The organism is Microbacterium sp. CIAB417 (genome assembly GCF_022788845.1).
The window spans coordinates 27,785-50,827 of sequence record NZ_JAHZUT010000017.1 but is presented as its reverse complement, the minus strand read 5'-3'; the positions used below and the strand labels follow the sequence as shown (position 1 = coordinate 50,827).

27 protein-coding genes, 2 tRNA genes and 1 pseudogene are annotated in these 23,043 nt (G+C 69.1%); 14 read left to right on the top strand and 16 right to left on the bottom strand.

Going from position 1 to position 23,043, the window contains the following annotated elements; genetic code table 11:
* Window positions 1-491: 491 nt before the first annotated feature.
* The 5 genes from KYX17_RS31105 to galU form a co-directional block, all read right to left on the bottom strand.
* Window positions 492-698, bottom strand: coding sequence for a hypothetical protein (locus KYX17_RS31105; protein ID WP_243233559.1), 207 nt, complete (start codon window positions 696-698; stop codon window positions 492-494).
* 143 nt (window positions 699-841) lie between these two features.
* A tRNA-Ala gene (locus tag KYX17_RS31100) sits at window positions 842-914 on the bottom strand.
* A gap of 46 nt (window positions 915-960) precedes the next feature.
* Window positions 961-1,860, bottom strand: a complete 900-nt coding sequence (locus tag KYX17_RS31095) for a large exoprotein (protein ID WP_243233558.1) — start codon at window positions 1,858-1,860, stop codon at window positions 961-963.
* A gap of 57 nt (window positions 1,861-1,917) precedes the next feature.
* The gene (locus tag KYX17_RS31090) at window positions 1,918-2,553 is read right to left on the bottom strand and encodes a GNAT family N-acetyltransferase (protein WP_243233557.1); all 636 of its coding nucleotides are present in this window, start codon (window positions 2,551-2,553) and stop codon (window positions 1,918-1,920) included.
* Window positions 2,554-2,570: 17 nt separating this feature from the next.
* Window positions 2,571-3,455 carry a UTP--glucose-1-phosphate uridylyltransferase GalU gene (galU, locus tag KYX17_RS31085; protein WP_243233556.1) on the bottom strand — a complete coding sequence of 295 codons (885 nt, stop codon included), beginning with the start codon at window positions 3,453-3,455 and terminating at the stop codon, window positions 2,571-2,573.
* A gap of 53 nt (window positions 3,456-3,508) precedes the next feature.
* Between galU and KYX17_RS31080 the strand changes: the two genes are divergently transcribed.
* From KYX17_RS31080 to mscL, 3 genes are read left to right on the top strand one after another with little or no spacing between them, the layout of a single operon-like run.
* Window positions 3,509-4,114, top strand: coding sequence for a 5-formyltetrahydrofolate cyclo-ligase (locus KYX17_RS31080; protein ID WP_243233555.1), 606 nt, complete (start codon window positions 3,509-3,511; stop codon window positions 4,112-4,114).
* A gap of 21 nt (window positions 4,115-4,135) precedes the next feature.
* The gene (locus KYX17_RS31075) at window positions 4,136-4,426 is read left to right on the top strand and encodes an FmdB family zinc ribbon protein (protein WP_243233554.1); all 291 of its coding nucleotides are present in this window, start codon (window positions 4,136-4,138) and stop codon (window positions 4,424-4,426) included.
* A 34-nt stretch (window positions 4,427-4,460) separates the two neighbouring features.
* Entirely contained in the window at window positions 4,461-4,880 is a 420-nt protein-coding gene (gene mscL / locus KYX17_RS31070) for a large conductance mechanosensitive channel protein MscL (RefSeq protein ID WP_243233552.1), read from the top strand.
* A 4-nt stretch (window positions 4,881-4,884) separates the two neighbouring features.
* Here mscL and KYX17_RS31065 read toward each other — a convergent pair whose 3' ends face one another.
* A complete protein-coding gene (locus KYX17_RS31065) occupies window positions 4,885-5,064 on the bottom strand; it encodes a hypothetical protein (RefSeq protein ID WP_243233548.1) in 180 nt (59 codons plus the stop codon).
* Entirely contained in the window at window positions 5,051-8,746 is a 3,696-nt protein-coding gene (locus KYX17_RS31060) for an AAA family ATPase (protein ID WP_243233547.1), read from the bottom strand. The genes KYX17_RS31065 and KYX17_RS31060 overlap by 14 nt, the downstream gene beginning before the upstream one ends.
* 198 nt (window positions 8,747-8,944) lie before the next feature.
* On the opposite strand from KYX17_RS31060, the gene KYX17_RS31055 reads away from it, so the two are divergent.
* Window positions 8,945-9,463 (top strand): methylated-DNA--[protein]-cysteine S-methyltransferase, encoded by a 519-nt coding sequence (locus tag KYX17_RS31055; RefSeq protein WP_243233546.1) that lies wholly within the window; start codon window positions 8,945-8,947, stop codon window positions 9,461-9,463.
* A 21-nt stretch (window positions 9,464-9,484) separates the two neighbouring features.
* Here KYX17_RS31055 and KYX17_RS31050 read toward each other — a convergent pair whose 3' ends face one another.
* Both KYX17_RS31050 and KYX17_RS31045 read right to left on the bottom strand, forming a co-directional pair.
* Window positions 9,485-11,101 (bottom strand): cation acetate symporter, encoded by a 1,617-nt coding sequence (locus KYX17_RS31050; protein ID WP_243233545.1) that lies wholly within the window; start codon window positions 11,099-11,101, stop codon window positions 9,485-9,487.
* Window positions 11,098-11,451, bottom strand: a complete 354-nt coding sequence (locus KYX17_RS31045) for a DUF485 domain-containing protein (protein ID WP_243233543.1) — start codon at window positions 11,449-11,451, stop codon at window positions 11,098-11,100. The genes KYX17_RS31050 and KYX17_RS31045 overlap by 4 nt, the downstream gene beginning before the upstream one ends.
* 131 nt (window positions 11,452-11,582) lie before the next feature.
* Between KYX17_RS31045 and KYX17_RS31040 the strand changes: the two genes are divergently transcribed.
* Window positions 11,583-12,431 carry a LuxR C-terminal-related transcriptional regulator gene (locus KYX17_RS31040; RefSeq protein ID WP_243233539.1) on the top strand — a complete coding sequence of 283 codons (849 nt, stop codon included), beginning with the start codon at window positions 11,583-11,585 and terminating at the stop codon, window positions 12,429-12,431.
* A gap of 27 nt (window positions 12,432-12,458) precedes the next feature.
* Window positions 12,459-12,806: an Lsr2 family protein gene (locus KYX17_RS31035; RefSeq protein WP_243233538.1), complete on the top strand. Its 348-nt coding sequence runs from the start codon at window positions 12,459-12,461 to the stop codon at window positions 12,804-12,806.
* A 6-nt stretch (window positions 12,807-12,812) separates the two neighbouring features.
* Here KYX17_RS31035 and KYX17_RS31030 read toward each other — a convergent pair whose 3' ends face one another.
* Entirely contained in the window at window positions 12,813-13,202 is a 390-nt protein-coding gene (locus KYX17_RS31030) for an ester cyclase (protein WP_243233537.1), read from the bottom strand.
* Window positions 13,203-13,288: 86 nt separating this feature from the next.
* Between KYX17_RS31030 and KYX17_RS31025 the strand changes: the two genes are divergently transcribed.
* Genes KYX17_RS31025 through KYX17_RS32410 form a run of 3 tightly spaced genes read left to right on the top strand, consistent with a single transcriptional unit; the run spans window position 13,289 to window position 15,455 of the window.
* Entirely contained in the window at window positions 13,289-14,245 is a 957-nt protein-coding gene (locus KYX17_RS31025) for an epimerase (RefSeq protein WP_243233536.1), read from the top strand.
* Between the two features lie 45 nt (window positions 14,246-14,290).
* Window positions 14,291-14,737: an SRPBCC family protein gene (locus tag KYX17_RS31020; RefSeq protein ID WP_243233535.1), complete on the top strand. Its 447-nt coding sequence runs from the start codon at window positions 14,291-14,293 to the stop codon at window positions 14,735-14,737.
* 37 nt (window positions 14,738-14,774) lie between these two features.
* A complete protein-coding gene (locus KYX17_RS32410) occupies window positions 14,775-15,455 on the top strand; it encodes a helix-turn-helix domain-containing protein (RefSeq protein ID WP_243233534.1) in 681 nt (226 codons plus the stop codon).
* Here KYX17_RS32410 and KYX17_RS31010 read toward each other — a convergent pair.
* A complete protein-coding gene (locus tag KYX17_RS31010) occupies window positions 15,431-15,829 on the bottom strand; it encodes a VOC family protein (protein ID WP_243233533.1) in 399 nt (132 codons plus the stop codon). The two genes, KYX17_RS32410 and KYX17_RS31010, sit on opposite strands and share 25 nt — an antisense overlap.
* Window positions 15,830-15,977: 148 nt before the next feature.
* Here KYX17_RS31010 and KYX17_RS31005 point away from each other — a divergent pair, with 148 nt between their 5' ends.
* A complete protein-coding gene (locus KYX17_RS31005) occupies window positions 15,978-16,655 on the top strand; it encodes a HEAT repeat domain-containing protein (protein ID WP_243233532.1) in 678 nt (225 codons plus the stop codon).
* Window positions 16,656-16,671: 16 nt separating this feature from the next.
* Here KYX17_RS31005 and arr read toward each other — a convergent pair.
* The 5 genes and pseudogenes from arr to KYX17_RS30980 form a co-directional block, all read right to left on the bottom strand.
* A pseudogene (gene arr, locus KYX17_RS31000) lies at window positions 16,672-17,078 on the bottom strand (NAD(+)--rifampin ADP-ribosyltransferase).
* A 37-nt stretch (window positions 17,079-17,115) separates the two neighbouring features.
* Window positions 17,116-17,760 carry an alpha/beta fold hydrolase gene (locus KYX17_RS30995; protein WP_374209010.1) on the bottom strand — a complete coding sequence of 215 codons (645 nt, stop codon included), beginning with the start codon at window positions 17,758-17,760 and terminating at the stop codon, window positions 17,116-17,118.
* A gap of 423 nt (window positions 17,761-18,183) precedes the next feature.
* A tRNA-Arg gene (locus KYX17_RS30990) sits at window positions 18,184-18,258 on the bottom strand.
* 57 nt (window positions 18,259-18,315) lie between these two features.
* Window positions 18,316-20,049, bottom strand: coding sequence for a ubiquinone-dependent pyruvate dehydrogenase (gene poxB, locus KYX17_RS30985; protein ID WP_243233529.1), 1,734 nt, complete (start codon window positions 20,047-20,049; stop codon window positions 18,316-18,318).
* Window positions 20,050-20,115: 66 nt separating this feature from the next.
* Complete coding sequence (locus tag KYX17_RS30980; RefSeq protein ID WP_243233527.1) at window positions 20,116-20,706, bottom strand: TetR/AcrR family transcriptional regulator; 591 nt, start codon at window positions 20,704-20,706, stop codon at window positions 20,116-20,118.
* Window positions 20,707-20,848: 142 nt separating this feature from the next.
* Here KYX17_RS30980 and KYX17_RS30975 point away from each other — a divergent pair, with 142 nt between their 5' ends.
* The 4 genes from KYX17_RS30975 (at window position 20,849) to KYX17_RS30960 (ending at window position 23,008) form a co-directional block, all read left to right on the top strand.
* Entirely contained in the window at window positions 20,849-21,445 is a 597-nt protein-coding gene (locus KYX17_RS30975) for a DUF6230 family protein (protein WP_137417638.1), read from the top strand.
* Window positions 21,436-21,918: a DUF6114 domain-containing protein gene (locus KYX17_RS30970; RefSeq protein ID WP_243233526.1), complete on the top strand. Its 483-nt coding sequence runs from the start codon at window positions 21,436-21,438 to the stop codon at window positions 21,916-21,918. The genes KYX17_RS30975 and KYX17_RS30970 overlap by 10 nt, the downstream gene beginning before the upstream one ends.
* Complete coding sequence (locus KYX17_RS30965; protein WP_243233524.1) at window positions 21,915-22,616, top strand: hypothetical protein; 702 nt, start codon at window positions 21,915-21,917, stop codon at window positions 22,614-22,616. Before KYX17_RS30970 ends, KYX17_RS30965 begins: the two co-directional genes overlap by 4 nt.
* Window positions 22,617-22,729: 113 nt before the next feature.
* On the top strand, window positions 22,730-23,008 hold the full coding sequence (locus KYX17_RS30960; protein ID WP_137417641.1) for a Fe-S cluster assembly protein HesB: 279 nt from the start codon (window positions 22,730-22,732) through the stop codon (window positions 23,006-23,008).
* Window positions 23,009-23,043 lie beyond the last annotated feature (35 nt).

The following is a 23,043-nucleotide window of genomic DNA, read 5'->3' as shown; positions in this document are numbered from 1 at the left end:
TGCCGCTCGGCCTCTCAGCCTCGCCCGCAGGGCAACTTCTCCATCTTAGCCGTTTCGCTCGCCGTGTCAAATCCGCCGGAGCGGATCGTTCTCACCGCCGAGGCGGCGATCGACGGAACGATCGGCACCCCACACGCACGTCAGATCTGAGATCTTCTCGCTTGTGTGGGAGTGTGTTCTCCGCTTGAGGGGAACGGGGCTTCAGCCTCTCCGTTCTTCCCTGTGGGGCGAACAAGTAATAAGTTACGTGGGTTCCGGGCATCTGCCAACTCGGGCGCACACCCCGGGCGTGTCGCGCATGTTTCCGGCCGATGACGTCCCGCTCCTCCCCGCGCCTCTCACTCCCACTCCCACTCCCACGAGACTGCATCTGCGTGACGAGATCACGGGTAATGACAGTGATCTCGTGCGAGAGATGCAGTCTCGCGGGTGGTGGGGAGCGCGAACGACCAGAACGAGGACCACCGACGTGCGGCATCGCGTCAGGTGGGTCACTGCTTCGCCCCGACCGTGAGCGCGGGAAGCACCACGTGGTCGACGAGATCGAGGACGCTCTGCCGTGGGAGCCCGCGCTGTTGCAGCACCACGCTCCTGAACGCGGCCGCCGGCACGATGTCGGCGCTCCGTGCGACCGGGACATCCGCGGACACGACACCGCGGCGGATCCAGCGCTCGATGACCTCGACCAGCATCGCCACCGGCGGTGCGCCGATTCTCTCGCGCGCCGCCCACGCCCTGCCCACCGTCCCGGTTGGCGCCCGATCGCTGAGGCTCCTCCCGCATCCTCTCGACAATGCTGCCGAGAACGACGAAGGCCCCCGCTGAGCGGGGGCCTTTCCGGTGGACCTGAGGGGATTCGAACCCCTGACCTCTTCATTGCGAACGAAGCGCGCTACCAACTGCGCCACAGGCCCGGAACTCAACGAGCCTATCACGGCCCGAAGAGGCGAATGAACCTCATCAGCCCGCTGCGCGGCGGGTGGAAAGCAGCCGGCGAACGTGATCCTCGATCTCCGCATCGTCGACGTATCCCATCCGCGCGAAGGGCGACTCCTCGGGCGCTTTGGCGACCCGTGCGGTGTCGATCGACGGCGGTGCGGCCTGCTCCGCACGCTCGCGCTTGGCCTCCTCGACGGCGGCACGACGAAGCGCCTCACGGGCATCCGCCGCGTCCTGAACGAGGGACGCGCGCGACCCCGAGGTCGCCGCCAGCGGACGGGGCAACGAACGCGGCTCCCAGGTGGCGGGCGCCGACCGTGTCGGCAGTGCGACATCCTGCACATGAGCCTGGCGGGTCTCGACCGCCACGTGCGGAGCGGGAGCGACTCGGCGAGCCGCACGGCGAGCCACACGCGACATCTGCTGCAGCATCAGCACCGAGACGACGAAGACGGTGCCCGACGCCCAGAGCACGGTGGCGCTCGCCATTGTCAGCTGCACCCAGATACCCAGCCCCGCTCCTGCGAGCGAGAGGAGCGCGAGGACGGTGGCGGTCAGCCGTGCGCGCCTGCGGGCCCGCGCCATGCGCACTTCAGGGCGCTCGCGTACCGCGCGGGCCTCCTGTTTGGCCGCGGCAAGCTCTTGGCGCGCGACCTCGAGCTGAGCCCGCTCGCGCTCGGCAAGCGTCTGACGGGCGAGCTTCTGCTGCGCGGATGCGGTGCGAGCCGTCAGCTCGAGCCGTACCTCTTCGGGGGTCTCGCTGGTCTCGGCGAGAACGCGCAAGGCCTGATTGAGTCGGACGGCGTTGCGCTCGGCCGCGTTGTACTGGTGCCGGCTGTGCCATGACGGCAGAAGATAGAGCAGCCACAGCGTCACAGCGACGAGGAAGATCACTCCTCCGCCCAGCACCTGTCCACCCATGCCGTCAACGGTAGGCGACGCATCCCGGCCGACACGGCAAGCGTCGGCGTGTCGGCGTCAGTCGGAGGGGGCGATGCGGTCGCGCTCCGGCACGTGCGCGGCATCAGCCGGGGCACGCCCGGCCACCCATCGAGCCAGCACGCCTTCGGGGACCTCTTCGCGCGTGAGGGCGAACGCGTAGTGGTCGCGCCAGTCGCCGTCGATGTGGATGTAGCGACGGCGCAGACCCTCGTAGCGGAACCCGAGCTTCTGCACGACCCGCAGACTCGCATCGTTCTCCGGTCGGATGCAGATCTCCATCCTGTGCAGCCGCAGCTCCGTGAAGCAGAGATCGGTCGCGAGAGCCACCGACGTCGGCGTGATGTCGCGACCGGCGAACTCGCGGGCCACCCAGTAGCCGATCGTCGCCGACGCGAGCGATCCCCGCGCGATCCCCCACACATTCAACTGGCCGGCGACGCGGCCGTCGTACTCCATGACGAACGGTACGCCGGCACCGTCACGATACTGCTGGAGCAGCCGACGGATTCCGATCTTCATGTCGAGGAGCACGGCACCGTCGGGGCTCGTCGCCTCCCACGGGCGCAGCCACGCGCGGTTCGACATCAGATGATCCTGCAGCACGCGCGCGTCGCGCGCACGGATCAGACGGATGCCGACCCGCCCGTGCTCGCGCGGTGCCGACAGGTCCACCTCGAACCTCCCCCGGTTCAGAGTCCGGCGACGAAGTCCTTCAGCCAGGGACGCAGGTCCGGGCCGAGGTCGTCGCGATCGCTGGCGAGCTGGACGATCGCCTTGATGTAGTCGAGTTTGTCACCCGTGTCGTAGCGCCGGCCACGGAAGACGACGCCGTACACGCCGCGCTCCGAATCCGTAGCGAGCTCCTCCAGCGCATCGGTCAACTGGATCTCGCCTCCCTTACCGGGCTCGGTGCGCTCGAGCACCTCGAAGACCTCGGGCCCGAGCACGTACCGGCCGATGATGGCGAGGTTGGAGGGGGCGTCTTCCTTCTTGGGCTTCTCGACGAGGCCCGTGACCTTGACGACGCCGTCCTCGTCGGTCTCCTCGACCGCTGCGACGCCGTACAGGTGAATGTTCTCCGGGTCGACCTCCATGAGGGCGATGACCGCCGCGCCGCGCTTGTCGTACTCAGAGAGCATCTTCGACAGCAGCGGGTCGCGCTCGTCGATCAAGTCGTCTCCCAGCAGCACCGCGAACGGATGGTCTCCGACGTGCGCCTGCGCACGCAGCACCGCGTGCCCGAGTCCCTTCGGCTCTCCCTGGCGCACCATGTGCACGTCGGCGAGGTCGGAGGAATGCTCCACCTTCGCGAGCTTGCTCGTGTCGCCTTTCTCCCGCAGCTTCTGCTCCAGCTCGGGCATCGCGTCGAAGTGATTGGCGATGTTGTTCTTGTTGCGGCCGATGATGATCAGCACATCCTGGATGCCGGCCTCGACAGCCTCTTCGACCACGTACTGGATGGCGGGCTTGTCGACGACGGGCAACATCTCCTTCGGCATTGCCTTCGTGGCGGGCAGGAATCGTGTTCCCAGACCCGCAGCGGGAATGACGGCCTTGAAGGGCTTGTGACTCATGCCGCGATCCTATCGGCACGCCTGCGGCGGTTGCGGTCCTTAGAATCATGTGCATGTCAGACGGTGACGATCGCAATGCAGTGGACGACGTCAAGCGCGCACTCCGCGCCGACCTGCGTGAGCGGCGGCAGACGCTCTCGGCCGCCGCGCGGGAGAGCGCAGGCGCGGGAGTCCACCAGCAACTCGACGCCCTCACCGCGGCGCACCACGTGAGATCGCTCTCCTGCTTCCTGTCGACCAATGCCGAGCCCGACACGCGTGAGTTCGTGCGCGAGGCTGTGCGGCGCGGCATCCGGGTGCTCCTGCCCGTCACGCGGGTGGACGGCCTGCTGGACTGGGCCGTCGCCACGGAGGACGGCGAGATCGCGGAGGGCCTGTTCGGCCTCCCCGAGCCCGTGGGCGAACTGCTGGGCCCGATCGCCGTCAACGACGTCGACCTGATGATCGTGCCCGCCGCCGCCGTCGACCGTCGAGGGATGCGGCTGGGATGGGGGCGCGGCTACTTCGACAAGACGATCGGCTCGATGCAGAAGTGTCCTCCCGTCTACGCGGTCGTGTATGACTCCGAGATCCTCGACGACGTCCCGACGGACGTGCACGACCAGCCCGTCGATGGCGTCGTCACCCCCACCCGCACCCTGACCCTGCGCGCGCGCTGAGCGCCCGACCCCGGAGGCACCATGCCCACCTACGCCTATGCCTGCAAGTCCTGCGGGCATCGCTTCGAGACCGTCCAGTCCTTCTCCGATCCTGCGCTGACCGAGTGCCCGACCTGCGGCGGCGTGCTGCGCAAGGAGTACGGCTCGATCGGCGTCACGTTCAACGGTTCCGGCTTCTACCGCACCGACTCGCGCGCCGGCACCTCGAGCTCGACCTCGACCTCGACCGGCACGTCGGGTGGAGACTCCGGCTCGTCCGGGGCATCATCGAGCACGGGAGCCCCCGCTCCCGCCGCCCCCGCGGCATCCTGACCGGCCGGGCGCCGGAGACATGAGGAGAGATTCGATGATCAAGGGTTTCAAGGAGTTCATCCTCCGCGGCAACGTGATCGACCTCGCGGTCGCTGTCGTCATCGGCGCGGCCTTCACCGCTGTCGTGAACGCGATCGTCGCGTCGATCATCACGCCGCTCATCGCCATCTTCTGGAAGGCGGACGAGAACGGCGTTCCCGGCATCGAGGTGCCCGACATCTACGGCGGCACGGTGACGTTCCCGATCGGCGGTCTCATCACCGCGATCGTGAGCTTCTTCGCCGTCGCTATCGTCGTCTACTTCGCGTTCGTCATGCCGATGAACCTCTGGAAGGCGCGCCAGGCCGCGCGCGCCGGTGTTCCCGAGCCCGAGGCAGCTCCGGCTCCCACCGAGCAGGAACTGCTGGTGCAGATCCGCGACCTGCTCGAGCAGCAGAACAAGACTCAGCCCTGACGCGTCAGTAGTGCGGCGGGACCTCGCGCCGCATCCGTTCATCGTTCGGGCCCGTCTCGGACGCGGATGCGGCGTCGTCGTCTGCGCCCTCGGGTGCCTCGACGGCACCGGGAGCAGGTGTCAGCCGCGCGCGCCGTGCTCCCTGCACGCGGACGACGCGCTGGCGGTCGTCACTCGGTGACATCGATCGGCTGCGTGCTCGCCTGCGGCGACGCAGCCGCCTCGACACCGAGCAGCGTCGCCACGCGCGCCGCGACCGCCGCGGGGTCGCTGTAGAGGTCGAAGGCGTGCACCCGCAGGTAGTGCCACCCCAGACGTCGAAGGATCTGCGGCCGCAGACGCAGCGACTCGCGCAGGGACTCGGGACGCGTCTCCGGGTCGCTCTCGACGACGACGGCCTTGCCATCATGGCCCGCGACGAGCGGCAGCAACCCGCGGTAGTCGAGATCGACCTTGATGCCCTTCGCGCGCAGTTCACGCGCGAGGGCTCGGGTGAGCGGATCGGCGAGGTCTTCGAGACGCGTCTCGCGCGCTCTCGCCGCCACTCCGCCGAGGATGCTCATGAGCGTCGCCGCACCGTGTTCGAGCCGGCCGTCCTCGAAGGCGCTGGGGCGGATGGAGGAAACGATCACCATGGAACGACGAGCACGAGTCATCCCCACCGTGAGCAGTCGCTCGCCGTCCGCCGTGGACAGGTCACCGAAGTCACTGAGGACGCGGCCGTGCTTGGTCAGCCCGAATCCGAGCGAGAAGATGACACGGTCGCGACTCTCGGCGACCGACTCCTCGAGCGTCAGCACGGCGAACGGCTCGGCCGTCTCGCGCGACACGAAGTCGGCCACGTCGGCGCGGCCCGCGAAGGCGACGTCCACGGACGCACGGATGCGCTCCGCGTGCCGCCTGCTGGCCGTGACGACCATGAGGCTCTCACCGGAGCGGTTGACCGCGTGCTCGGTCACGAGGGTGACGACGCGCGCGACCTCGGCATCGGGGCTCTCGACGGCGCCCGAGATCGGATCCGGGGTTCCCGTTCCCCCCTCGACGTAGTCGACGCTGAGGCTCCCCCGACCGAGGTAGGCACCGGCCCAGGGCAGCGAGACCAATTCACCGCCGTAGAACGCGTCGTTCACGAGCTGCGCCAGATCCTCGCCGCCGGCGCGGTAGCTGCGGGTCAACGTGGCGACGTCGAGCAGTTCCGCCATCCGTTCGAACACCGAAACCTCATCGAACGGCTCGTCGAACTCGTCAGTCACCGCGCGCTCGCCCGCGCCGACGGCGAAGGGGGTCGGCTTCTGGGTGACGGGATCGCCGAAGAGCACCACCTGCCGCGCGCGGCGCAGGGCAGGCGCCGCCTCCGCGAGGCAGAGCGCTGCCGCATCCGCGATGATCACGACGTCGAACGGCGGGTGATCGGGGATCTCAGGCACCTCGTAGGGCGAGGCGAGCCACACGGGCGCGAGAGTGCGCATGAGCGTGGGCGCCGCTCGCACGAGCTGCTCGGGGGCGGAGACACCGCCCTTGAGCGCCTGCTTGAGGGCGGCGGCCTCGTCGGCGTGATCGACCAGACCGATCTTCCACTGCGTCGCGAGCTGCGCCGCGAGGACGGGCCCGGATGCGGCGGCGTGCGCCTCGTCCACCAGCCGGAAATCGCGTTCGAGGCGGTCCAGGACCGCGGTGTTCGCGCCGAGGAGTGCACGGTCGGTGCGCAGCAGATGCTCGAGGGCGGACTGCCACCACGCGAACTCGAGTTCGGCCGCGACCTGGTCCTCGGGAGCGTGACGCACCGACAGCTCGGTGAGCAGAGGGGCGAGACCCATACGGTCGAGTTCTGTGCGCAGAGTGGCACGCTCGACGAGGTTCTCGAAGTACGCCGACTCGGCGGCGAGACCGGCCAGCACGCGCATCAGCTGCGCCACCGGCAGCGAGGCCAGTCGGTTCGACTCGCGACGGCGCAGGATCTGGTCGAGTTCGCCGAGCTGCGCGTGCACCCGCTGCCAGGCGACGTGCACGTCGGCGAGACCGACCGGCACCTCGGGCACGACGCCCGCGTCGACCAGGCGCTGCCAGTCGGCGCGCTGCTGCTGGATGCGCACGAGCGACTCGTACATGTCGCCGACGTGTACGCCGGGACGCACGTACTCGCGCGACAGGCGCTTGAGACGGCGTCGGTTCGCGCTGGACATGTCGGCGGAGTCTCGTTTGGGCGCGTGCGCCTGGATGAGCTCGACGAGCGGGCGCTCGAAGACACTCGGGCTGAACTTGTCGAGTGTCTCGCGGATGCCCTGCAGCAGGCGCAGATAGTCGCCGAGCTCATCGATCGTGCGGAAGGGTCGCATCCGCGTCTGCGCGATCATCTCGTAGCCGCGCTCGAGCAGACTCGGGACCTCGCGGCCGCTGAGCTTGCCGGCGAGCGCATGTGCGGCGCGCGCGGACTCGGTGGTGTCGAAGCTCACCCCGTACCAGGGCGAGTCGTCGGGACCGAAGCGGAACTCCCCCAGCTTCGCCGCGGCCACGAGCTTCGCCGCCGCCTCCGGCCGCGCGTCGCGCAGGGCCTCGAGCGTGGCGATGTCGAAACGGGCGGTGGTGGACGGCGCCGGCGACAATGCGCTCAGCTCGGTCAACCGGCGCACGACCTGCAGGGCCGAGGTTCCGAGGCTGGGATGCGAGGCGGTCAGCGCGCCTCGATAGTCGCGCAGGACGGTACGCAGTCGCAGCAGCGCGTCGTCGATCTCGGCGACCTTCGGCGGCTGGGCCTTCTCGTTGCGTCCGATGGCGCGGATGAGATCCCGATGCAGGTGTCGCGGCGTGACGGCGAGCGCATCGAGACCGATGCCGGCGAGCCGATGGCGGACGCCGTCGAGGGTCGAGCGGCGAGCGCTCACCACGAGAACGCGTCGACCGCTCTGCACGAGGGCACCGATCGCGTTGATGACCGTCTGCGTGCCTCCGGTGCCGGGCAGGGTGTGCACCGCGAGCGAGTGACCGGCGGCGATGCGCGCGAGCACCGCCTCCTGCTCCTCATCCGCATCCAGCAGAAGCGTGTCCGCCGCGGGCGTGCGCTCATCGGGACTCGTGACGCGGGGAAGCGCGGGACGCACAGCGAGGCGCGCGCGCTCGTCGGGGTGACCGGCGAGCGCGTTGAGCACGGGGTGGTCGAGGTCGGCCGTGTCGCGAGCCATGCCCGATCCGACGTCGACGAAGTTGGAGACAACCAGGCGCGGGACGACCGTGAAGGTCGGGATGTGGGTCGTCAGCGCCCGCAGGTGGTCGATCACCGGCTGCGGGCGGAACACGGCGCCGTCGTGAGCGAGGCCGGCGAGGGCCGCCGAGTCCAGATGGATGCCGAAGTGGGTCCCCAGCGCGCGCACGAGCTCCGGGTTGACGACGAAGGAGCCGTGGAGCTTGAGCTCGAAGTCGGTGTGGTGACGCCGGATCGCGAGCGGTCGCAGCAGCACCGGGGCCGTGCACATGATCCCGCCGATGCGCCAGGATGCCATGCCCACGGCGAGCGACACCGTCTCGAGGCCCCGTGCGGTTCGCAGTTCGACGTTCTTCGCGGTGATCCGCTCGGCCGCCATCCGTGCGGTGCGCAGAGCCACCTCGTCGCGGTAGAGGTTGGATAGCAGCGTGGAGCGGCCCGTCAGGAACTGCGGCAGGCTCCCCGGGTGGGCCTTGTTGATATCAATACCGCGCTCGGGCGAGTCCTCATAGAAGAGGAGCGTCGAGCGTCCGCCGAGCAGAGCCGCCTGCGCGCGAAGCCGGGCACGCTCCGGGTCGGCCACGTGCGCGACGACGACACCCGGCTCTGCGACGCCGAGATCACTCGGGCGCACCGGATTCGTCGCCTCGTCTGCACCAGAGATCATGGTGCCTTCTCCACGCCACACACGTGTCACCATAGGCGTGAGATGGGCGAGCGGGCCTCAACCACGGCCGAGTTTCGCCGGATTCACGACACGCCGGACGGACCGGCCGCTCCTCCCCACGATCACCCGACCCGCGCGTTGTGCGCCGGTCGGACGCTTCCACCGGGGACGGACTGCGCGCACGAGAAGGATGAACTCATGACTCCGACCGGCTTCCGCATCCATCCCACGCCCCTCGGCGACGCGCTCGTTCTCACGAGCGACGCCGGCCTCATCGGCTTCGAGTTCCTCTCCGCCCCGCTCGGCTCCGCCCTCGCAGCGTGGACCGAGCGTCTGGGCCGGGAGCCGGTGCCGATCGACGACGACGCGGACGCTCTGCTGGCGCAGGTGGACGAGTACTTCGAGGGATCGCGCACCGCGTTCGACATCGACCTGGATCTGAGTCTCGTGGGCGGCTTCGCCCGCGACGCGCTGGAGGCGATCTCCCGCATCCCTTACGGCGCGACCGCGAGCTACGGCGAGATCGCGGCGGAGGCCGGCTCGCCGCGGGCGCATCGCGCTGTCGGCTCGGCCTGCGCTCACACGCCGATCTCGCTCGTGATCCCCGCGCACCGCGTCATCCGTTCCGACGGCTCGATCGGCGAGTACGGGGGGCGCCCCGAGCACAAGCGCTACCTGCTCGATCTGGAGGCCGCGCATCGTCCGGCGGGCGTGTAGGCCGCCCGCCGGACGATGTCGCTAGTGGTCGACGGCCTTCTCGGCGCCGAACCCGGTGAGTGAGCGCACCTCCATCTCCGCGGCCTTCTTCCGATCCTCAGCGCGGCGCGAGGTCACCGACCCCAGCCATCCGAGGAAGAACCCCAACGGGATCGAGATGATGCCCGGGTTGTTGAGCGGCCAGATCGCGACGCCGACGTCCTTGAACACGCTCGTGGGCGTGCCCCAGAACACGGGCGACAGCACGATCAGCACGATCGCCGCCCCGAGCCCGCCATACATGCTCCACACCGCCCCGCGCGTTGTGAACTTGCGCCAGAACAGCGAGAACAGGATGGTGGGCAGGTTCGCCGAGGCCGCGACGGCGAACGCCAGAGCGACCAGGAACGCCACGTTCTGTCCCTGCACGCCGATGCCGCCGAGGATGGCCAGTACGCCGATCACGATCACCGTGCGCCGCGCGACCTTGACCTCGCCGTCCGGCGGCACGTTGCCCTTCTTCACGACGCTCGCGTAGATGTCGTGCGCGAACGATGCTGCCGCCGTGATCGTGAGGCCCGCGACGACCGCGAGGATCGTCGCGAAGGCCACCGCGGAGATGAAGCCGAGCAGGACCGGACCACCCAGGTAGAGAGCGAGGAGAGGAGCCGCGGAGTTGACGCCGCCCGGCGCCGCCGCGATCGTCTCGGGACCCACCAGCGCACCCGCGCCGTAGCCGAGCACGAGCGTGAGCAGATAGAAGAGGCCGATCAACCAGATCGCCCACACCACCGAGCGCCGTGCCTCCTTCGCGGTCGGCACCGTATAGAAGCGCATCAGCACGTGCGGCAGACCCGCCGTGCCGAGCACGAGCGCGAGGGCGAGGGAGATGAAGTCCCACGGGTTCTTGCCGTACTGCAGGCCCGGGCCGAGCACCGCGTCACCCTTCGGCGAGGCGGCCACCGCGCCCTCGAGCAGCGTGTTCAGGCTGAAGCCGTTGATGGCGAGCACCCAGACGGTCATCACGACAGCGCCGCCGATGAGGAGGAAGGCCTTCACGATCTGCACCCAGGTCGTGCCCTTCATCCCGCCGATGAGCACGTACACGATCATCAGCACGCCGACCACCGCGACGACGATGGACTGCCCGATCTGGTCGCCGATGCCCAGCAGGAGCGAGACCAGGCCGCCCGCGCCCGCCATCTGCGCGAGCAGATAGAAGAAGCACACCGCGAGGGTCGTGATGGCTGCCGCCATCCGCACCGGCCGTTCCTTGAGGCGGAACGACAAGACATCGGCCATCGTGAAGCGGCCGGTGTTGCGCATGAGTTCCGCCACGAGCAGCAGCGCGACCAGCCACGCCACCAGGAAGCCAATCGAGTAGAGGAACCCGTCGTAGCCGTTGATCGCGATGGCACCGCAGATTCCGAGGAAGGATGCGGCCGACAGATAGTCGCCGGCGATCGCGAATCCGTTCTGCGGTCCGGTGAACGAGCGTCCGGCGGCGTAGTAGTCGGCGGCGGTCTTGTTGTTGCGCGACGCGCGGATGACGATGAAGAGTGTCACCGCGACGAACGCCGCGAAGATGGAGATGTTCAGGACGGGATCGTTCTCGACCGTCTGCACGGCAGCATGGATGGCTCCGAAGACCTCGTTCATCGCGCACCCGCCTCTCGCCGCTCCAGGTCCTCGCGGATCGCGCGCGACTGCGGGTCGAGGCGCCGGTTGGCATAGGCGACGTAGGCCATCGTGATGGCGAACGTCGAGACGAACTGGCCGAGCCCGAGCAGCAGACCGACGGTGATGTCACCCGAGACGCGGGTGGCCATGAAGTCCGCGGCGAACGACGAGAGAAGCACGTAGGCGAAGTACCAGAGCAGGAATGCGATCGCGAGAGGGAAGACGAAAGCTCGTTGTGCGCGTTTGAGGCGCTGGAACGGGGGTGATTCCTCCACCTCGATGTAGTCGATGCCCGCGCTGTCGGCAGCGCGATCGTGCGATTCAGTCATGTGGCCTCCTTGCCTCATGCCGCGGATGCGGGGTGTCCATCCGAGCCGTCGTCGCCTCTTCGCGGCGATGGTAGGGTCGACGCTACGAAAATCGGCAACGAGGCCGACACCCCCGGAAGTAGGTAGCACCTATGTCCCCCGGAACCACCAGCGACCTGCAGCTGATGACGCGCGCCGTGCACGATCTGGTCGCCCGCACACGCTTCCCCGTCGCCTTCGGCGGGCTCGTACGCGAGCACTCCGTGCACGTGAGTTCCATCGTCGGCGCGCGCGGCCGGACGATCGAGGGTCTCATCGTGCGCGAGCAGCGCGGACTCGGCGGACGGGCGCTCACCGAGAAGCGTCCGCGCCTCGCGTTGGACTACCGCAGCGCGCGCGGGATCACCCACGACTACGACGGCCCCATCCTCGGCGAAGGCATCGCGACGCTCTTCGCGGTTCCCGTCATCGCTGCCGGCCGCACCCGCGGAGTGCTGTACTGCGGGTCCTGGGGCCAGACGGTCGTCGATGATGTGACGGCGGCGCCGGCGTTGAAGATCGCAGACGCCCTCGCCTCGGAGCTCCGCATCCGCGACGAGGTCGCGCGCCGTGTCGAGCGTGCAGAGGATGCGGCCCCCGAGAGCGCATGGGATGCGGCGGCGCGCGAGCAGGTGCGGGAGAGTTTCGCCCAGCTACGGGCGATCTCCGCCACGGTCAGCGACGCCGCCTTGCGCGAACGTCTCGCTGCCGTGGAACGCCGCCTCGCCGAGGTGGTGGCGGGCGATCGTCCCGCATCGTCGACAGCGGTGCAGCTCTCCCCACGCGAGTTGGACGTTCTCGCGTGCGCCGCTCTCGGGTCGACCAACGCACAGATCGCTCAGGAGCTCGCGTTGAAGGAGACGACCGTCAAGTCGTATCTGGCTGCGGCGATGTCGAAGCTGGAGGCCACGACGCGGCACGCCGCGGTGGCGAAGGCGCGCCGGGCGCGGCTGCTGCCCTGATCAGCCGCGGATCTGTATGGTGACGTCATGGCGCGCAGAATCGTCCACCAGCTCGTAGACGACCTCGACGACTCCGTTCTGGAGGTGGGCGAGGGTGAGACCGTGCTCTTCTCCCTCGACGGCATTGCCTACGAGATCGACCTCTCGGATGCGAACGCCGCCGCCCTGCGCGACGCGATGGCGCCCTACGTGTCGGCGGCCCGTCGCATCTCGTCCGCTCGGTCAGCAGCGCCCGCCAGGTCACGCGCGCGCTCGACGTCCTCCTCGCACGACCTCACCGCGATCCGTGAGTGGGCGAAGGCCAACGGTCACCAGGTGTCGGAGCGCGGACGCGTCGCCGCATCCGTCATCGACGCATACGACGCCGCGCACTGACGCGGTCTACAGCCCCAGCTGCTGCCGCAGTTCGGCGTCGCCGGTTCCCGAGAACTCGACGATGCGCCCACCCGTCACCCGATACATCGCGAACTCCGCGACGTTCACATGGCGACGTGTGGCGGAGATCCCGCGGTAGTCGCCGGTGTGGGTTCCGCTGCCGCGCAGGTGCGCGGCGATGCGGTCGTCTTCGATCACGAGCTGGATGCGGCGCCACTGCCAATCCGGGAAGGCGTGGAACAGATCCGCGAGATCGTCGATCCACGTGCCCTGCCCGCCGGGCAGGTGCGCCCGACGCACCTGCGGATCGACGAGGCCGCGCACCGCATCGAGGTCGTGACGGTTGCAGGCGTCGAGGTACTCGGCATGCCACTCGCGCAGTTCCCACGGCTCCATCCGCTCCATTATCGCGGGCTCCGTGGGGCCGAGCCGCGAGACGACGGTACGGTCGAGGCACGGGCGGACGACAGAGGGTGGACTGGATGGCGGACACGCGGGCGGCGGTCGTCGCGGGAGCGAGCGGGTTCGTGGGGCGCGAGATCGTCGAGGCGCTGCGAGCCGACGGATACCAGATACGACGCATCGGTCGCACGGAGCACGTGAACTGGGACGACCCGGCCGCCCTGGCGGCTGCCGTCGACGGCGCGGAGCTCCTCATCAACCTCGCCGGCAAGTCCGTGAACTGCCGGTACACCGACGTCAACCGGAACGAGATCCTTCGCTCCCGCGTCGACACCACTCGGGCCCTCCGCCACGCCGTGGCAGCCGCCGAGAATCCGCCGTCGCTGTGGGTGAACGCGTCCACGGCGACCATCTATCGGCACGAGGAGCAGCGTCCCAACGACGAGGCGTCCGGCATCGTCGGAGAGGGATTCTCCGTGGATGTCGCGCGTGAGTGGGAACGGGAGTTCTTCGCGGGCGAGCTGCCCCGCACTCGGCGCGTGGCGCTGCGGATGGCGATCGTGCTCGGCGACGGCCCAGCGCCGGATCTGCTGCGCAGGCTCGCCCGTTGGGGACTGGGTGGGCCGCAGATCGACTCGCCCTGGTTCCCCCACCGCCGCTACCGAGGCATCGGAGCGCACCCCACCGGTCCCACGCGCTCGAGCTGGCACCGCACGCGGGGACGTCAGAAGTTCAGCTGGATCCACATCGACGACGTGATCGGCGCCGTCCGGTTCCTGGGCGAGCACGAGGAGATCGAAGGCGCCGCGAACCTCGCGAGCCCCGAGCCGACCGACAACCGCACGCTCATGCGCGCGCTGCGCCGGAAGGCCGGCATGCCGATCGGCCTGACAGCCTGGCGATGGATGCTGGAGCCCGCGATGTGGGTGCTGCGTACCGAACCGGAGCTCGTCCTCAAGAGCCGTTGGGTCGTCCCGGGCGTGCTCGGCTCGGCCGGCTACGTCTTCCGACGGCCGCATCTCGAGGATGCGATCTGACGCGAGGTCGCTGCCCGGACCACATCGGATAGGAGGGGTCACTGCATGGTCTCGAGTTTCACCGTCGTCACCCGCGCTCCGGTGTCCGTCGAGCGACTGTTCGATCAGTCGCTGAGCATCGACGCGCACATCGAGTCGATGGCGCGTTCCGGTGAACGCGCCATCGCCGGAGTCACGAGCGGCCGCATCGGTCTCGGCGAGACCGTGACCTGGAGCGCGCGGCACTTCGGTTGGCGCTTTCGGATGACGTCCGAGATCACCGCGCTCGATCGTCCTCGCCGCTTCGTCGACGAGCAGGTGCGCGGCCCGTTTCGCGTCTTCCGTCACGAGCATCGATTCGAGACGCACGATGGGCAGACGGTCATGACCGATGTGCTCACGATCGCGTCTCCCGTGTTCGGTCGACTGGCCGAACGACTCGTTCTGGTCCCGTATCTGCGGCGGCTCATCCGACAACGCAACGACGTTCTGGTGCGGGCAGCGGGAATCTGACCGCACGCCTGTCCCGGCCCGCGGGCACAATGGCAGCGTGTACAACGAGCTCGCGCTGCCCGATGGATCGGCGCTCTGGCGCTCGACCGGCGGCGCCGGCGGCGCGGTACCCGCCGACGGATGCGTCGATCTGATCCTGCTGGACGACGCGGTGTACGTCGCCGGCCCGTCGACGCGATGGATCGCGACCGTCGCCGACCCGGCGAACGGCTCGTTCGGGCTGCGTCTGTCGCCCGGCCGCGCGCACGGACTGCTCGCCGCGGCTCTCCCCCAACTGGCGGATCGGCTCGTGCCCCTCGCCGACACCGTGGCCGCGGATGCGGCGCGTCGCCTGCGCGAGCGGATGGTCCGCTTCGGCGACGGGCCGCATCCCACCGCCCCGCTCGTCGAGATCGCCGGCCGCGCCGCCGCGGATAATTCGTGGTCGCGCGCCGTCCAGACGCGTGCGGAGCACGGGATGCCCGCCGCCCGCGCCGCTGCCGAGATGAACGAGACCGAGCGCACCTTCCGCCGTCGGATGCGTGAGCGCTTCGGGTACGGGTACGCCACCCTGGTGCGTATCGAGCGGGCGCGGCGCGCACAGGAACTCCTGCGGACGGGCCTCCCCCTCGCGGACGTCGCCGCGGCTGCGGGCTTTGCCGACCAGCCGCATCTCACACGAGAGTTCCGACGACTGGTGGGCGCGAGCCCCGCTCAGTTCGCGTCGAGCGCCGCGTAGAGATCGATCGAGTTGCCGTCGGGGTCGAGGAGGGTCGCGTACCGCTGACCCCACGGCGCATCCCACGGTGCGACGTGACCCGCGTACCCCGCTGCCTCGAGCCGCGCGAATGCCACATCCACCTCGGCCGGAGACTCCTGATCGAACGCGAGCGCGATCCGATGACCTCCGGATGCGGGCTCGTACGCCGGGTCGAAGCTGCGGATCGTGTCGACCGTGTCCCACGCGAGGGCGACCCCGTCATCCATCCGCGCATCGACATGCGGGGCATCATCCTGCCCGTGGGGAATGTCGACTCCCAGCGAACGGTAGAACGCGAGCGAGGCGGCCATGTCCTGCGTGACGATGCCGATGAATCCGAGTCTCAGTGCCATGAACACCACGGTAGGTGCGCGCCGCTTCCCGCGTCTTGAACCGAACGGCCACGCGGCCCACGCTCGAGCCGATTCACACGCCGCATCCAGTCATTCTGCCGGCGCCTGCGGCGATGCGTTCGCGTCAGGCGGGGATACGGTCAGCGGTATGACCGATTGGCAGGCGCGGTTACGTCAACTGCCCGTCGAGGAGTGGGCGCCCCTGCTCGACGAGAACTCCCGGCTGCCCGGACCCCGCGCGAACACGGCCCTCGCCGCGGCCTTCGCCATCGTCGCGGACGAGCCCGTTCTCGCCGCGCTGCGCTCCCGCGACGATGAGTTCACCGCGATGTGCGCCGCGACGGCGTACGGCGCTCGCGCCAATGAGTCGGAGTACGCTGCCGCCGCGCTGCGCGCCGCATCCGATGGGCGATGGCGCGTGCGAGAGGGCGTGGCCATGGGGCTGCAGCTTTTGGGCGATCGCGACTTCGACCGCGTCGCCGACATCGTGACCGTATGGGCCGAGTCGGAGGATCCGCTCGTGCAGCGCGCCGCGGTGGCAGCGATCTGCGAGCCGCGTCTGCTGCGCTCCCCCGCGTCCGCCGCCGTCGCGGTGCGGGTGTGTCAGCGCACGACCGATCTGGTGGCCCAGCGGCCCGCCTCGCAACGCCGAGGCACGGACGTGCGAACGTTGCGCCAGGCGCTGGGTTACGGCTGGAGCGTTGCGGTCGCCGCCGATCCCGCACCAGGTCTGGCCGCCTTCCTGACGCTCGACGCGTCTGATGCCGACGTGGCGTGGATCATCGCGGAGAACCGCAAGAAGAAGCGCCTCTCGGCGCTGCTGTGACCGACGCCGGCCCCGGTCAGTTGATGATCTGCGCGTCCGGGTTGCTGTTGAGAGCGTCGATGCGATCCCGCCACGACTGCAGCGCTTCGGGCGTCAGACGGGTCCAGTCGGTCACCTCCCGCACGATCCGCAGCGGCGCCGCGCTGCGGTAGGAGCGCGTGGGATTGCCGGGGAACTTCTTGTCCGTCACATTCGGATCGTTCTCGAACGGTCCGGTCGGCTCCACCTCGTAGACGTGCGAGGTCTCATCGTCACCTCGCGCCGCGATCTCTGCCGCAAGCCCCGCACCGTCCACCAGTGCCGTGAAGTAGATGTGGTTCATCACGACCTCGGGACGGTAGTTCGAGCGGTGTCCCGATCACCGGGCGACAGGTGCGCCCTCGTGCCGTGAAAGAAGGGGCCGTCGTCGAGTGCATCGCTCACTCGGCACAGGTTAGTCCTGCGGGCGGGCGGATCGCCGCTAGAGGTTCCGATCCGCCTTGCACTGGTCGCGGATCATCTCGAACGCGTCGGATGCGGCCTCGAACGCAGCCTTGCCCTCGGGATCCGAGGGGGCGGCGGTGACGGCGTCGAGAGCCTTCTCCGCGTCCTTCATCTTGGCCAGCATCCATTCCGGCGCGCCGGTCGAGGCGCGACTCACCGCATCCCGCACCGCGGCCCGTCCCCCGGCGACCGCGCCGTCGGCGCGTCCGGGGGTCTCGGCGAAGTTCGCGTACTCCTGCCACGAGTTCATGACGTTGAGGCAGGCTTCCGCGCTGGTGCGCGCGGAGGCGGAGGCACATCCGGCCAGCGCCAGCACGGCGAGCAGGGGCAGGACGGCGAGTCGGCGGTACACGCCGCTCAGGTTAGGAGCCGAACTTAGGCGCTGGTTGACAATGCCGCCTCGCGTGCCGCCGGGCTTGAACGCCTCGGCGTTGAGGAATCCGAAGCCGTCGTCGCCGACGTCGATGACGAACTCAGGAGTGGCCGCGAAGCCCTCGTACTGCTCGCCGCTGGTCTGCCCCACATCCCGGATCAGCGGCGAGACGTAGACGAGGCCCGCGACCTTCTCGTGCACGCCGGCCTCCGTGATGACGGCGCCACCCCAGGAGTGCCCGACGAGGATCGTCGGGCCGTGAGCACCAGGGCAGGCTTTGCGCGGTCAGGCGTGTCTGAGTTGTGCACGCCGCGTCGTCTCAACGCGTGCACGATGGGGACACGCACGAGGCGACCCGCGCTTCGTGTCTCATTGGTGCACGCCGGAGCGACCCCGAGCGTAAACCGTTGAGACACGCAGGTCTCGTGGGGCGGCGCGACAGATTCCGCCCGTGGTGCAGCGCGGCAGATTCGGCCCGAGACGGGGCGGCGCATCGACCTGCGACGGGGCGGTGCGTCAGAGGTGCAGCACACGAAAGGAAGGGTGAGAAAGGAACTCTGCCCGCGAGACTGCATCGTCTTCACGAGATCACGGGTAAACCCCATGATCTCGTGACGCATATGCAGTCTCGCGATGACGGATGCGGCTCGGCCGCGACAGATCGGAGCGCGATGGTGCCCCTGGAGGGATTCGAACCCCCGACCCGCTCCTTAGGACGGAGTGGCTCTTCCACTGAGCTACAGAGGCTGGCCCGTCGAGTCTATCGGCAGCGACGCGACGGACAGGTGACCGGATGACGCCGCGTCAGTCGAACAGACGACGCCAGAGGTTCGTGTCGGCGAGATCGAGCAGTTCGTCGCCGCGACCGGAGAGCACGGTGCGCAGCGCCCACAGCGAGAAGCCCTTGGCCTGCGCGGCGGTGATCGAGGGCGGCATCGACAGCTCCTCACGGGCGACCACGACGTTCACGAGCACCGGACCGGGATCGGCCAGCGCACGCCGCAGCGCGGGCTCGAGGTCGGCGGCGCTCTCGACGCGGATGCCGGTGATCCCCACGGCCTCGGCCACGGCCGCGAAGTCCGGGTTGTGCAGGTCGGTGCCGTAGTTGACGATTCCGGCCGCCTTCATCTCGACCTCGACGAAGCCCAGCGCGGAGTTGTCGAACACGACGATCTTCACCGGCAGATCGTTCTGACGGATGGAGAGAAGATCCCCCATGAGCATCGCCAGCCCGCCGTCGCCGGCGAGCGCGATCACCTGGCGGGAACGGTCGACGGCCTGCGCGCCGAGCGCCTGGGGCAGGGCATTGGCCATCGACCCGTGCGTGAACGAGCCCAGCAGTCGTCGCTGCTCGGTCATGTGCAGGTAGCGCGCCGCCCAGATGACAGGCGTGCCCACATCCGCCGTGAAGACCGCATCCGGCGCTGCCAGTTCGTCCACCAGGCGCGCGACGTACTGCGGGTGGATCGGCTTCTTGCCGTCGTCGTTGGCGAGCCCGTCGAGCTCGCGCCGCGTCTTGCGGTAGTGCTCGACCGACTCCTTCAGGTGGTGGTCCTTGCGGTCCTGATCGATCAGCGGCAGCAGAGCGGATGCGGTCGCTCCCGCATCCCCGACGAGTCCGACGTCGATGGGCGTGCGGTGTCCCAGCTGCTCGCCGCGGATGTCGATCTGCACGATCTTCGCCTTCTCGGGGAAGAACTGCCGGTAGGGAAAGTCGGTGCCGATCATCAGCAGTGCGTCGCACTTCTCCATGGCGCGGTAGCCGGACGAGAAGCCCAGCAGCCCCGTCATCCCCACGTCGTAGGGGTTGTCGTATTCGATGTGCTCCTTGCCGCGGAACGCGTGCACGATCGGCGCCTGCAGACGCCCGGCGAGCGCGAGCACCTCGTCATGGGAGCCCGCCACCCCGGCCCCCGCGAGGATCGTGACCTTGCCCGCCGCGTTCAGCACGGCGGCGGCCTCTTCCAGCTCGGATGCGGACGGCACCACGACCGGCCGTGTGGCGCGGATCGGAGCGGACGGGCGACGGTGCGGCGCGTCCGCGAAGAAGACATCGCCCGGGACGACGACGACGGCCACGCCGCGCTTCTCGACCGCGGTGCGCATGGCCGTCTCCAGCACCCACGGCAGCTGCGCCGGGTCGGAGACGAGTTCGGCGTAGTGGCTGCACTCGCGGAAGAGCTCCTGCGGGTGCGTCTCCTGGAAGTAGCCGCTGCCGATCTCGGCTGACGGGATGTGGGAGGCGATCGCCAGCAGCGGCACGCGCGAGCGGTGCGCATCGAAGAGGCCGTTGATGAAGTGCAGGTTGCCGGGACCGCAGCTGCCGGCGACGACGGCGAGCTCCCCCGTGATCTCCGCCTCGGCCCCCGCCGCGAACGCCGCGGACTCCTCGTGCCGGGCGTGCAGCCATTCGATGCCGCCGTCCTTGCGCAGGGCATCCGTGAAGGCGTTCAGGGAGTCGCCGGGCAACCCCCAGATGCGGGTGATGCCGGCGTGACGAAGAGTGCGGACGAAGAGTTCTGCGACGTTTCCGGCCATGGCTCCACACTAAAACGGACTGCCGGATCCGGCTAAGACGATTGACGAACGGGTGCCCGACGTGTGTCAGATCGTCACGGCGGAGACGACGCCCTGCACGCTGCGCTCGAGGAAGCCGACGATGTCATCGATGTCGACGTCGTCATCGACAGCCAGCTCGATCAGCACCTCTTCGGCGAACGCCACCCAGGACCGCAGGGCGACGTCGAGCAACGGACTGGCGGAAACTCCCAGCTCGGCGAACACCTCGCGTAGGCGCTGGGCGTTGGCATCCCTGGCACGGTCCACGACCAGCCGTACCTCGGGGTCTCCGCTGGCGACGCCGCGCACGAGCGAGAAGAACGTGCCACGGTTCTCGCGCACGAACAGCGCGATACGGCGGAGGGTGTCGCGCAGCCGCTCCACCGCGGCCAACTCCTCACGGGGATGGGTCGCCTCCAACAGCGCGTCACCCGCACGCGCGACCACCGCCTGATGAAGGCCCTGCCGCGAGCCGAAGTAGTGGAAGATCAGCGCGCGCGAGACCTGCGCCCGCTCCGACAGCTCCTCGATCGTCAGGTCGTCGAGCGGCCTGTCCGCAAGGAACGCGACCCCGAGGGCGATCAGCTGCGCGCGACGCTGGTCCGGACTCAGCCTGGTGCGGCGCTCACTCCCCATAGCCCGAGCCTAGGCGAGAGGCCCGCGGGGCTCGGGGTGAGAGTCCTCTCATACCCGCCGTCACACTATTGACACTTCGTCAACGAGGTCTAGGCTCGCTCACCGACGGCATTGCCGCCGTCCCCTCACCCCCGGAGGATCGATGAAGTTCCCCAACATGGTGCGCTCGCGCGCCGGTCGTGTCGCCCTGGCCACCATCCCCGTCGTGGCGGCATCCAGTCTGCTGTTCGGCGGTGTCGCCCAGGGCGCCGTTCCCGTCTCATTCGCGGTGTCCGGCAGCGAGTTCCAGATCAGTGCCTCACAGCTCGAGGGCAGCGGGTTCTCGCAGTACGCCGGCGTCACGCAGGACACCGCGGGCAACCAGCACTCGGTCGCCATCGCGAACATCGCCTCGGCGACACTGGCGGATCTATGCCAGTCCGTCGTGTCGGACACCCCGCTCGGCAAGGTCGGCGTGCTCATCACGGCCGGCGGCGGCGGAAACCCGGCGAGCGCCACCAACCTGCAGATCGGCATGACGGGCCTGCGCGGAGACTCGTCCTTCGGCAACATCCGCATCGGCGTGGATGCGTCGACGGTCAACACCGCGGCGAAGGGATCCGCCGGCGACTTCGCGCAGGACGCCGACACGGTGAGCATCGCGAATCTCCAGCAGAACTCGTGGAGCACGCAGGCGTCGACCTTCACCCTGACCGGGATGAAGCTGGAGCTGACCGATGGAACGAAGACATGCTTCTGAACGCCACACGCCGATCCCTCGCCGAAAGTGAGGTGACCGAGGACGAGACCGAGAAGAAGCCGTCGCGCTGGCGCGCCTGGCGCAGGCAGCGCCCCTTCGTCGGCGGTGTGCTCGTCATCGTCGCGGGTCTGGTGATGTTCCTGTCCAGCCAGCTCGACTTCGGCAAGCTGCACATCCAGCTCGGCATCGAGGGTCTGCAGGCGACCATCGTGCCGCTGGCTCTGGTCCTGCTCGGCGCCCTGTCGATCTTCATGCCGGCGCACCGCATCTTCTACGGCGTGATCACTCTCGGCCTCGCGGTGTACTCGATCGTCGGCGTCAACCTCGGAGGTTTCATCGTCGGGATGCTGCTGGGTTGCGCTGGCGGCATCACGGTCGTCTCGTGGGCGCCGCGGTCCGGTGAGGCCGCATCCGCGCTCGCATCGGGCGAGGAGCAGGGGGTGCGAGCCGACGGCGAGAAGGAGACCGCATGATCCGCCGCCTGCTGCCCGTCGCCCTGGTGGGGGCGCTGCTCGCACCCACGGGCGCCGCTGCCGCTCCGATCGAGCGACCCACGGCCTGGTGCATTCCGCTGTTCATGTCGTGCGACGACCCGTCGCCCACGCCGTCACCCACCCCCTCCCCGAGCGCTTCGTCGGAGCCCGGCCTGCCCGGCCTCCCTGACCTCGGCGGGCAGAGCCCCATCCCGGGCGCGTCGCCGACCCCGCAGGCTCCCGCCGAGCCGGAGGCGCCCGTCGAGGCGGTGCCGGATGAGACCGCGCCCGTGTTCACCCAGCCGCCGGCACAACTCGGCTCGAACGGCCTGTCGATCAGCGGGCTCAGGGGCATCTCACTCGTGACCGTGCCACTCGCCGACGGCACCCGGACCCACGCTCTCAAGATCAGCGCGGACAGCATCACGATCACGGGCTTCGCTCTGACCGTAGGACACGCGGAGGGCCCCGCCCTGGTCACCACGGCGGACACCATGACGCTCTCGGGAAACGTGTCGGTGTATCTGAACTCCCTCACCGCCACCGGCGCCGACGGCACGTCGTACACGCTCGGCGCCGAGACACCCCCGCCCCGCGACGGGATCACTCCGACGCTCTTGCGGGTGACGCTCGGACTCGTCGGTGCGACCGCCGAGTCGATCAGCTACTCGAACACGGACCAACAACTGACGTCCTGAAAAGTTCCCGGTGAACCTCGTGTGAGTTCGATCCGATCCGCGCGGAGGGGTTGATTCCGCTCTCGATTCTCGGAATCGTGGCCGGTCCGCAGACATCGATGGAAGGGAGCACCATGCTCACTCTGACGGAGAACGCTGCTTCGGCGGTCAAGACGATCTCGTCCCAGATCCCGGCGGAAGGTGGCGGGCTGCGCATTCGCGACACCGGCACCGAGACCGGATTCGAGCTCGCGCTCGCTGCCGCCCCCGAGCCGCAGGATGCGGTCGTGGAGACGTCGGGTGCTCGTGTCTTCGTGGACTCCGGTGCGACGGATGCCCTCGATGACAGGGTGCTCGATGCCGAGGTCGGCGACGACGGCTCCGTCCGTTTCGCCCTCGGCGTCCGGGGCTGAGACCCCGCCCAAAGGCCCCTGGGTTCGCCCGGGGG

Bases quoted from the DNA above. Each gene is read 5' to 3' on its own strand.
- KYX17_RS31095 (WP_243233558.1), bottom strand. From the start codon at position 1,860: ATGGGTGGACAGGTGCTGGGCGGAGGAGTGATCTTCCTCGTCGCTGTG.
- galU (WP_243233556.1), bottom strand. From the start codon at position 3,455: ATGAGTCACAAGCCCTTCAAGGCCGTCATTCCCGCTGCGGGTCTGGGA.
- KYX17_RS31080 (WP_243233555.1), top strand. From the start codon at position 3,509: ATGTCAGACGGTGACGATCGCAATGCAGTGGACGACGTCAAGCGCGCA.
- KYX17_RS31075 (WP_243233554.1), top strand. From the start codon at position 4,136: ATGCCCACCTACGCCTATGCCTGCAAGTCCTGCGGGCATCGCTTCGAG.
- mscL (WP_243233552.1), top strand. From the start codon at position 4,461: ATGATCAAGGGTTTCAAGGAGTTCATCCTCCGCGGCAACGTGATCGAC.
- KYX17_RS31065 (WP_243233548.1), bottom strand. From the start codon at position 5,064: ATGTCACCGAGTGACGACCGCCAGCGCGTCGTCCGCGTGCAGGGAGCA.
- KYX17_RS31060 (WP_243233547.1), bottom strand. From the start codon at position 8,746: ATGATCTCTGGTGCAGACGAGGCGACGAATCCGGTGCGCCCGAGTGAT.
- KYX17_RS31055 (WP_243233546.1), top strand. From the start codon at position 8,945: ATGACTCCGACCGGCTTCCGCATCCATCCCACGCCCCTCGGCGACGCG.
- KYX17_RS31050 (WP_243233545.1), bottom strand. From the start codon at position 11,101: ATGAACGAGGTCTTCGGAGCCATCCATGCTGCCGTGCAGACGGTCGAG.
- KYX17_RS31045 (WP_243233543.1), bottom strand. From the start codon at position 11,451: ATGACTGAATCGCACGATCGCGCTGCCGACAGCGCGGGCATCGACTAC.
- KYX17_RS31040 (WP_243233539.1), top strand. From the start codon at position 11,583: ATGTCCCCCGGAACCACCAGCGACCTGCAGCTGATGACGCGCGCCGTG.
- KYX17_RS31035 (WP_243233538.1), top strand. From the start codon at position 12,459: ATGGCGCGCAGAATCGTCCACCAGCTCGTAGACGACCTCGACGACTCC.
- KYX17_RS31030 (WP_243233537.1), bottom strand. From the start codon at position 13,202: ATGGAGCCGTGGGAACTGCGCGAGTGGCATGCCGAGTACCTCGACGCC.
- KYX17_RS31025 (WP_243233536.1), top strand. From the start codon at position 13,289: ATGGCGGACACGCGGGCGGCGGTCGTCGCGGGAGCGAGCGGGTTCGTG.
- KYX17_RS31020 (WP_243233535.1), top strand. From the start codon at position 14,291: ATGGTCTCGAGTTTCACCGTCGTCACCCGCGCTCCGGTGTCCGTCGAG.
- KYX17_RS31010 (WP_243233533.1), bottom strand. From the start codon at position 15,829: ATGGCACTGAGACTCGGATTCATCGGCATCGTCACGCAGGACATGGCC.
- KYX17_RS31005 (WP_243233532.1), top strand. From the start codon at position 15,978: ATGACCGATTGGCAGGCGCGGTTACGTCAACTGCCCGTCGAGGAGTGG.
- poxB (WP_243233529.1), bottom strand. From the start codon at position 20,049: ATGGCCGGAAACGTCGCAGAACTCTTCGTCCGCACTCTTCGTCACGCC.
- KYX17_RS30980 (WP_243233527.1), bottom strand. From the start codon at position 20,706: ATGGGGAGTGAGCGCCGCACCAGGCTGAGTCCGGACCAGCGTCGCGCG.
- KYX17_RS30975 (WP_137417638.1), top strand. From the start codon at position 20,849: ATGAAGTTCCCCAACATGGTGCGCTCGCGCGCCGGTCGTGTCGCCCTG.
- KYX17_RS30970 (WP_243233526.1), top strand. From the start codon at position 21,436: ATGCTTCTGAACGCCACACGCCGATCCCTCGCCGAAAGTGAGGTGACC.
- KYX17_RS30965 (WP_243233524.1), top strand. From the start codon at position 21,915: ATGATCCGCCGCCTGCTGCCCGTCGCCCTGGTGGGGGCGCTGCTCGCA.
- KYX17_RS30960 (WP_137417641.1), top strand. From the start codon at position 22,730: ATGCTCACTCTGACGGAGAACGCTGCTTCGGCGGTCAAGACGATCTCG.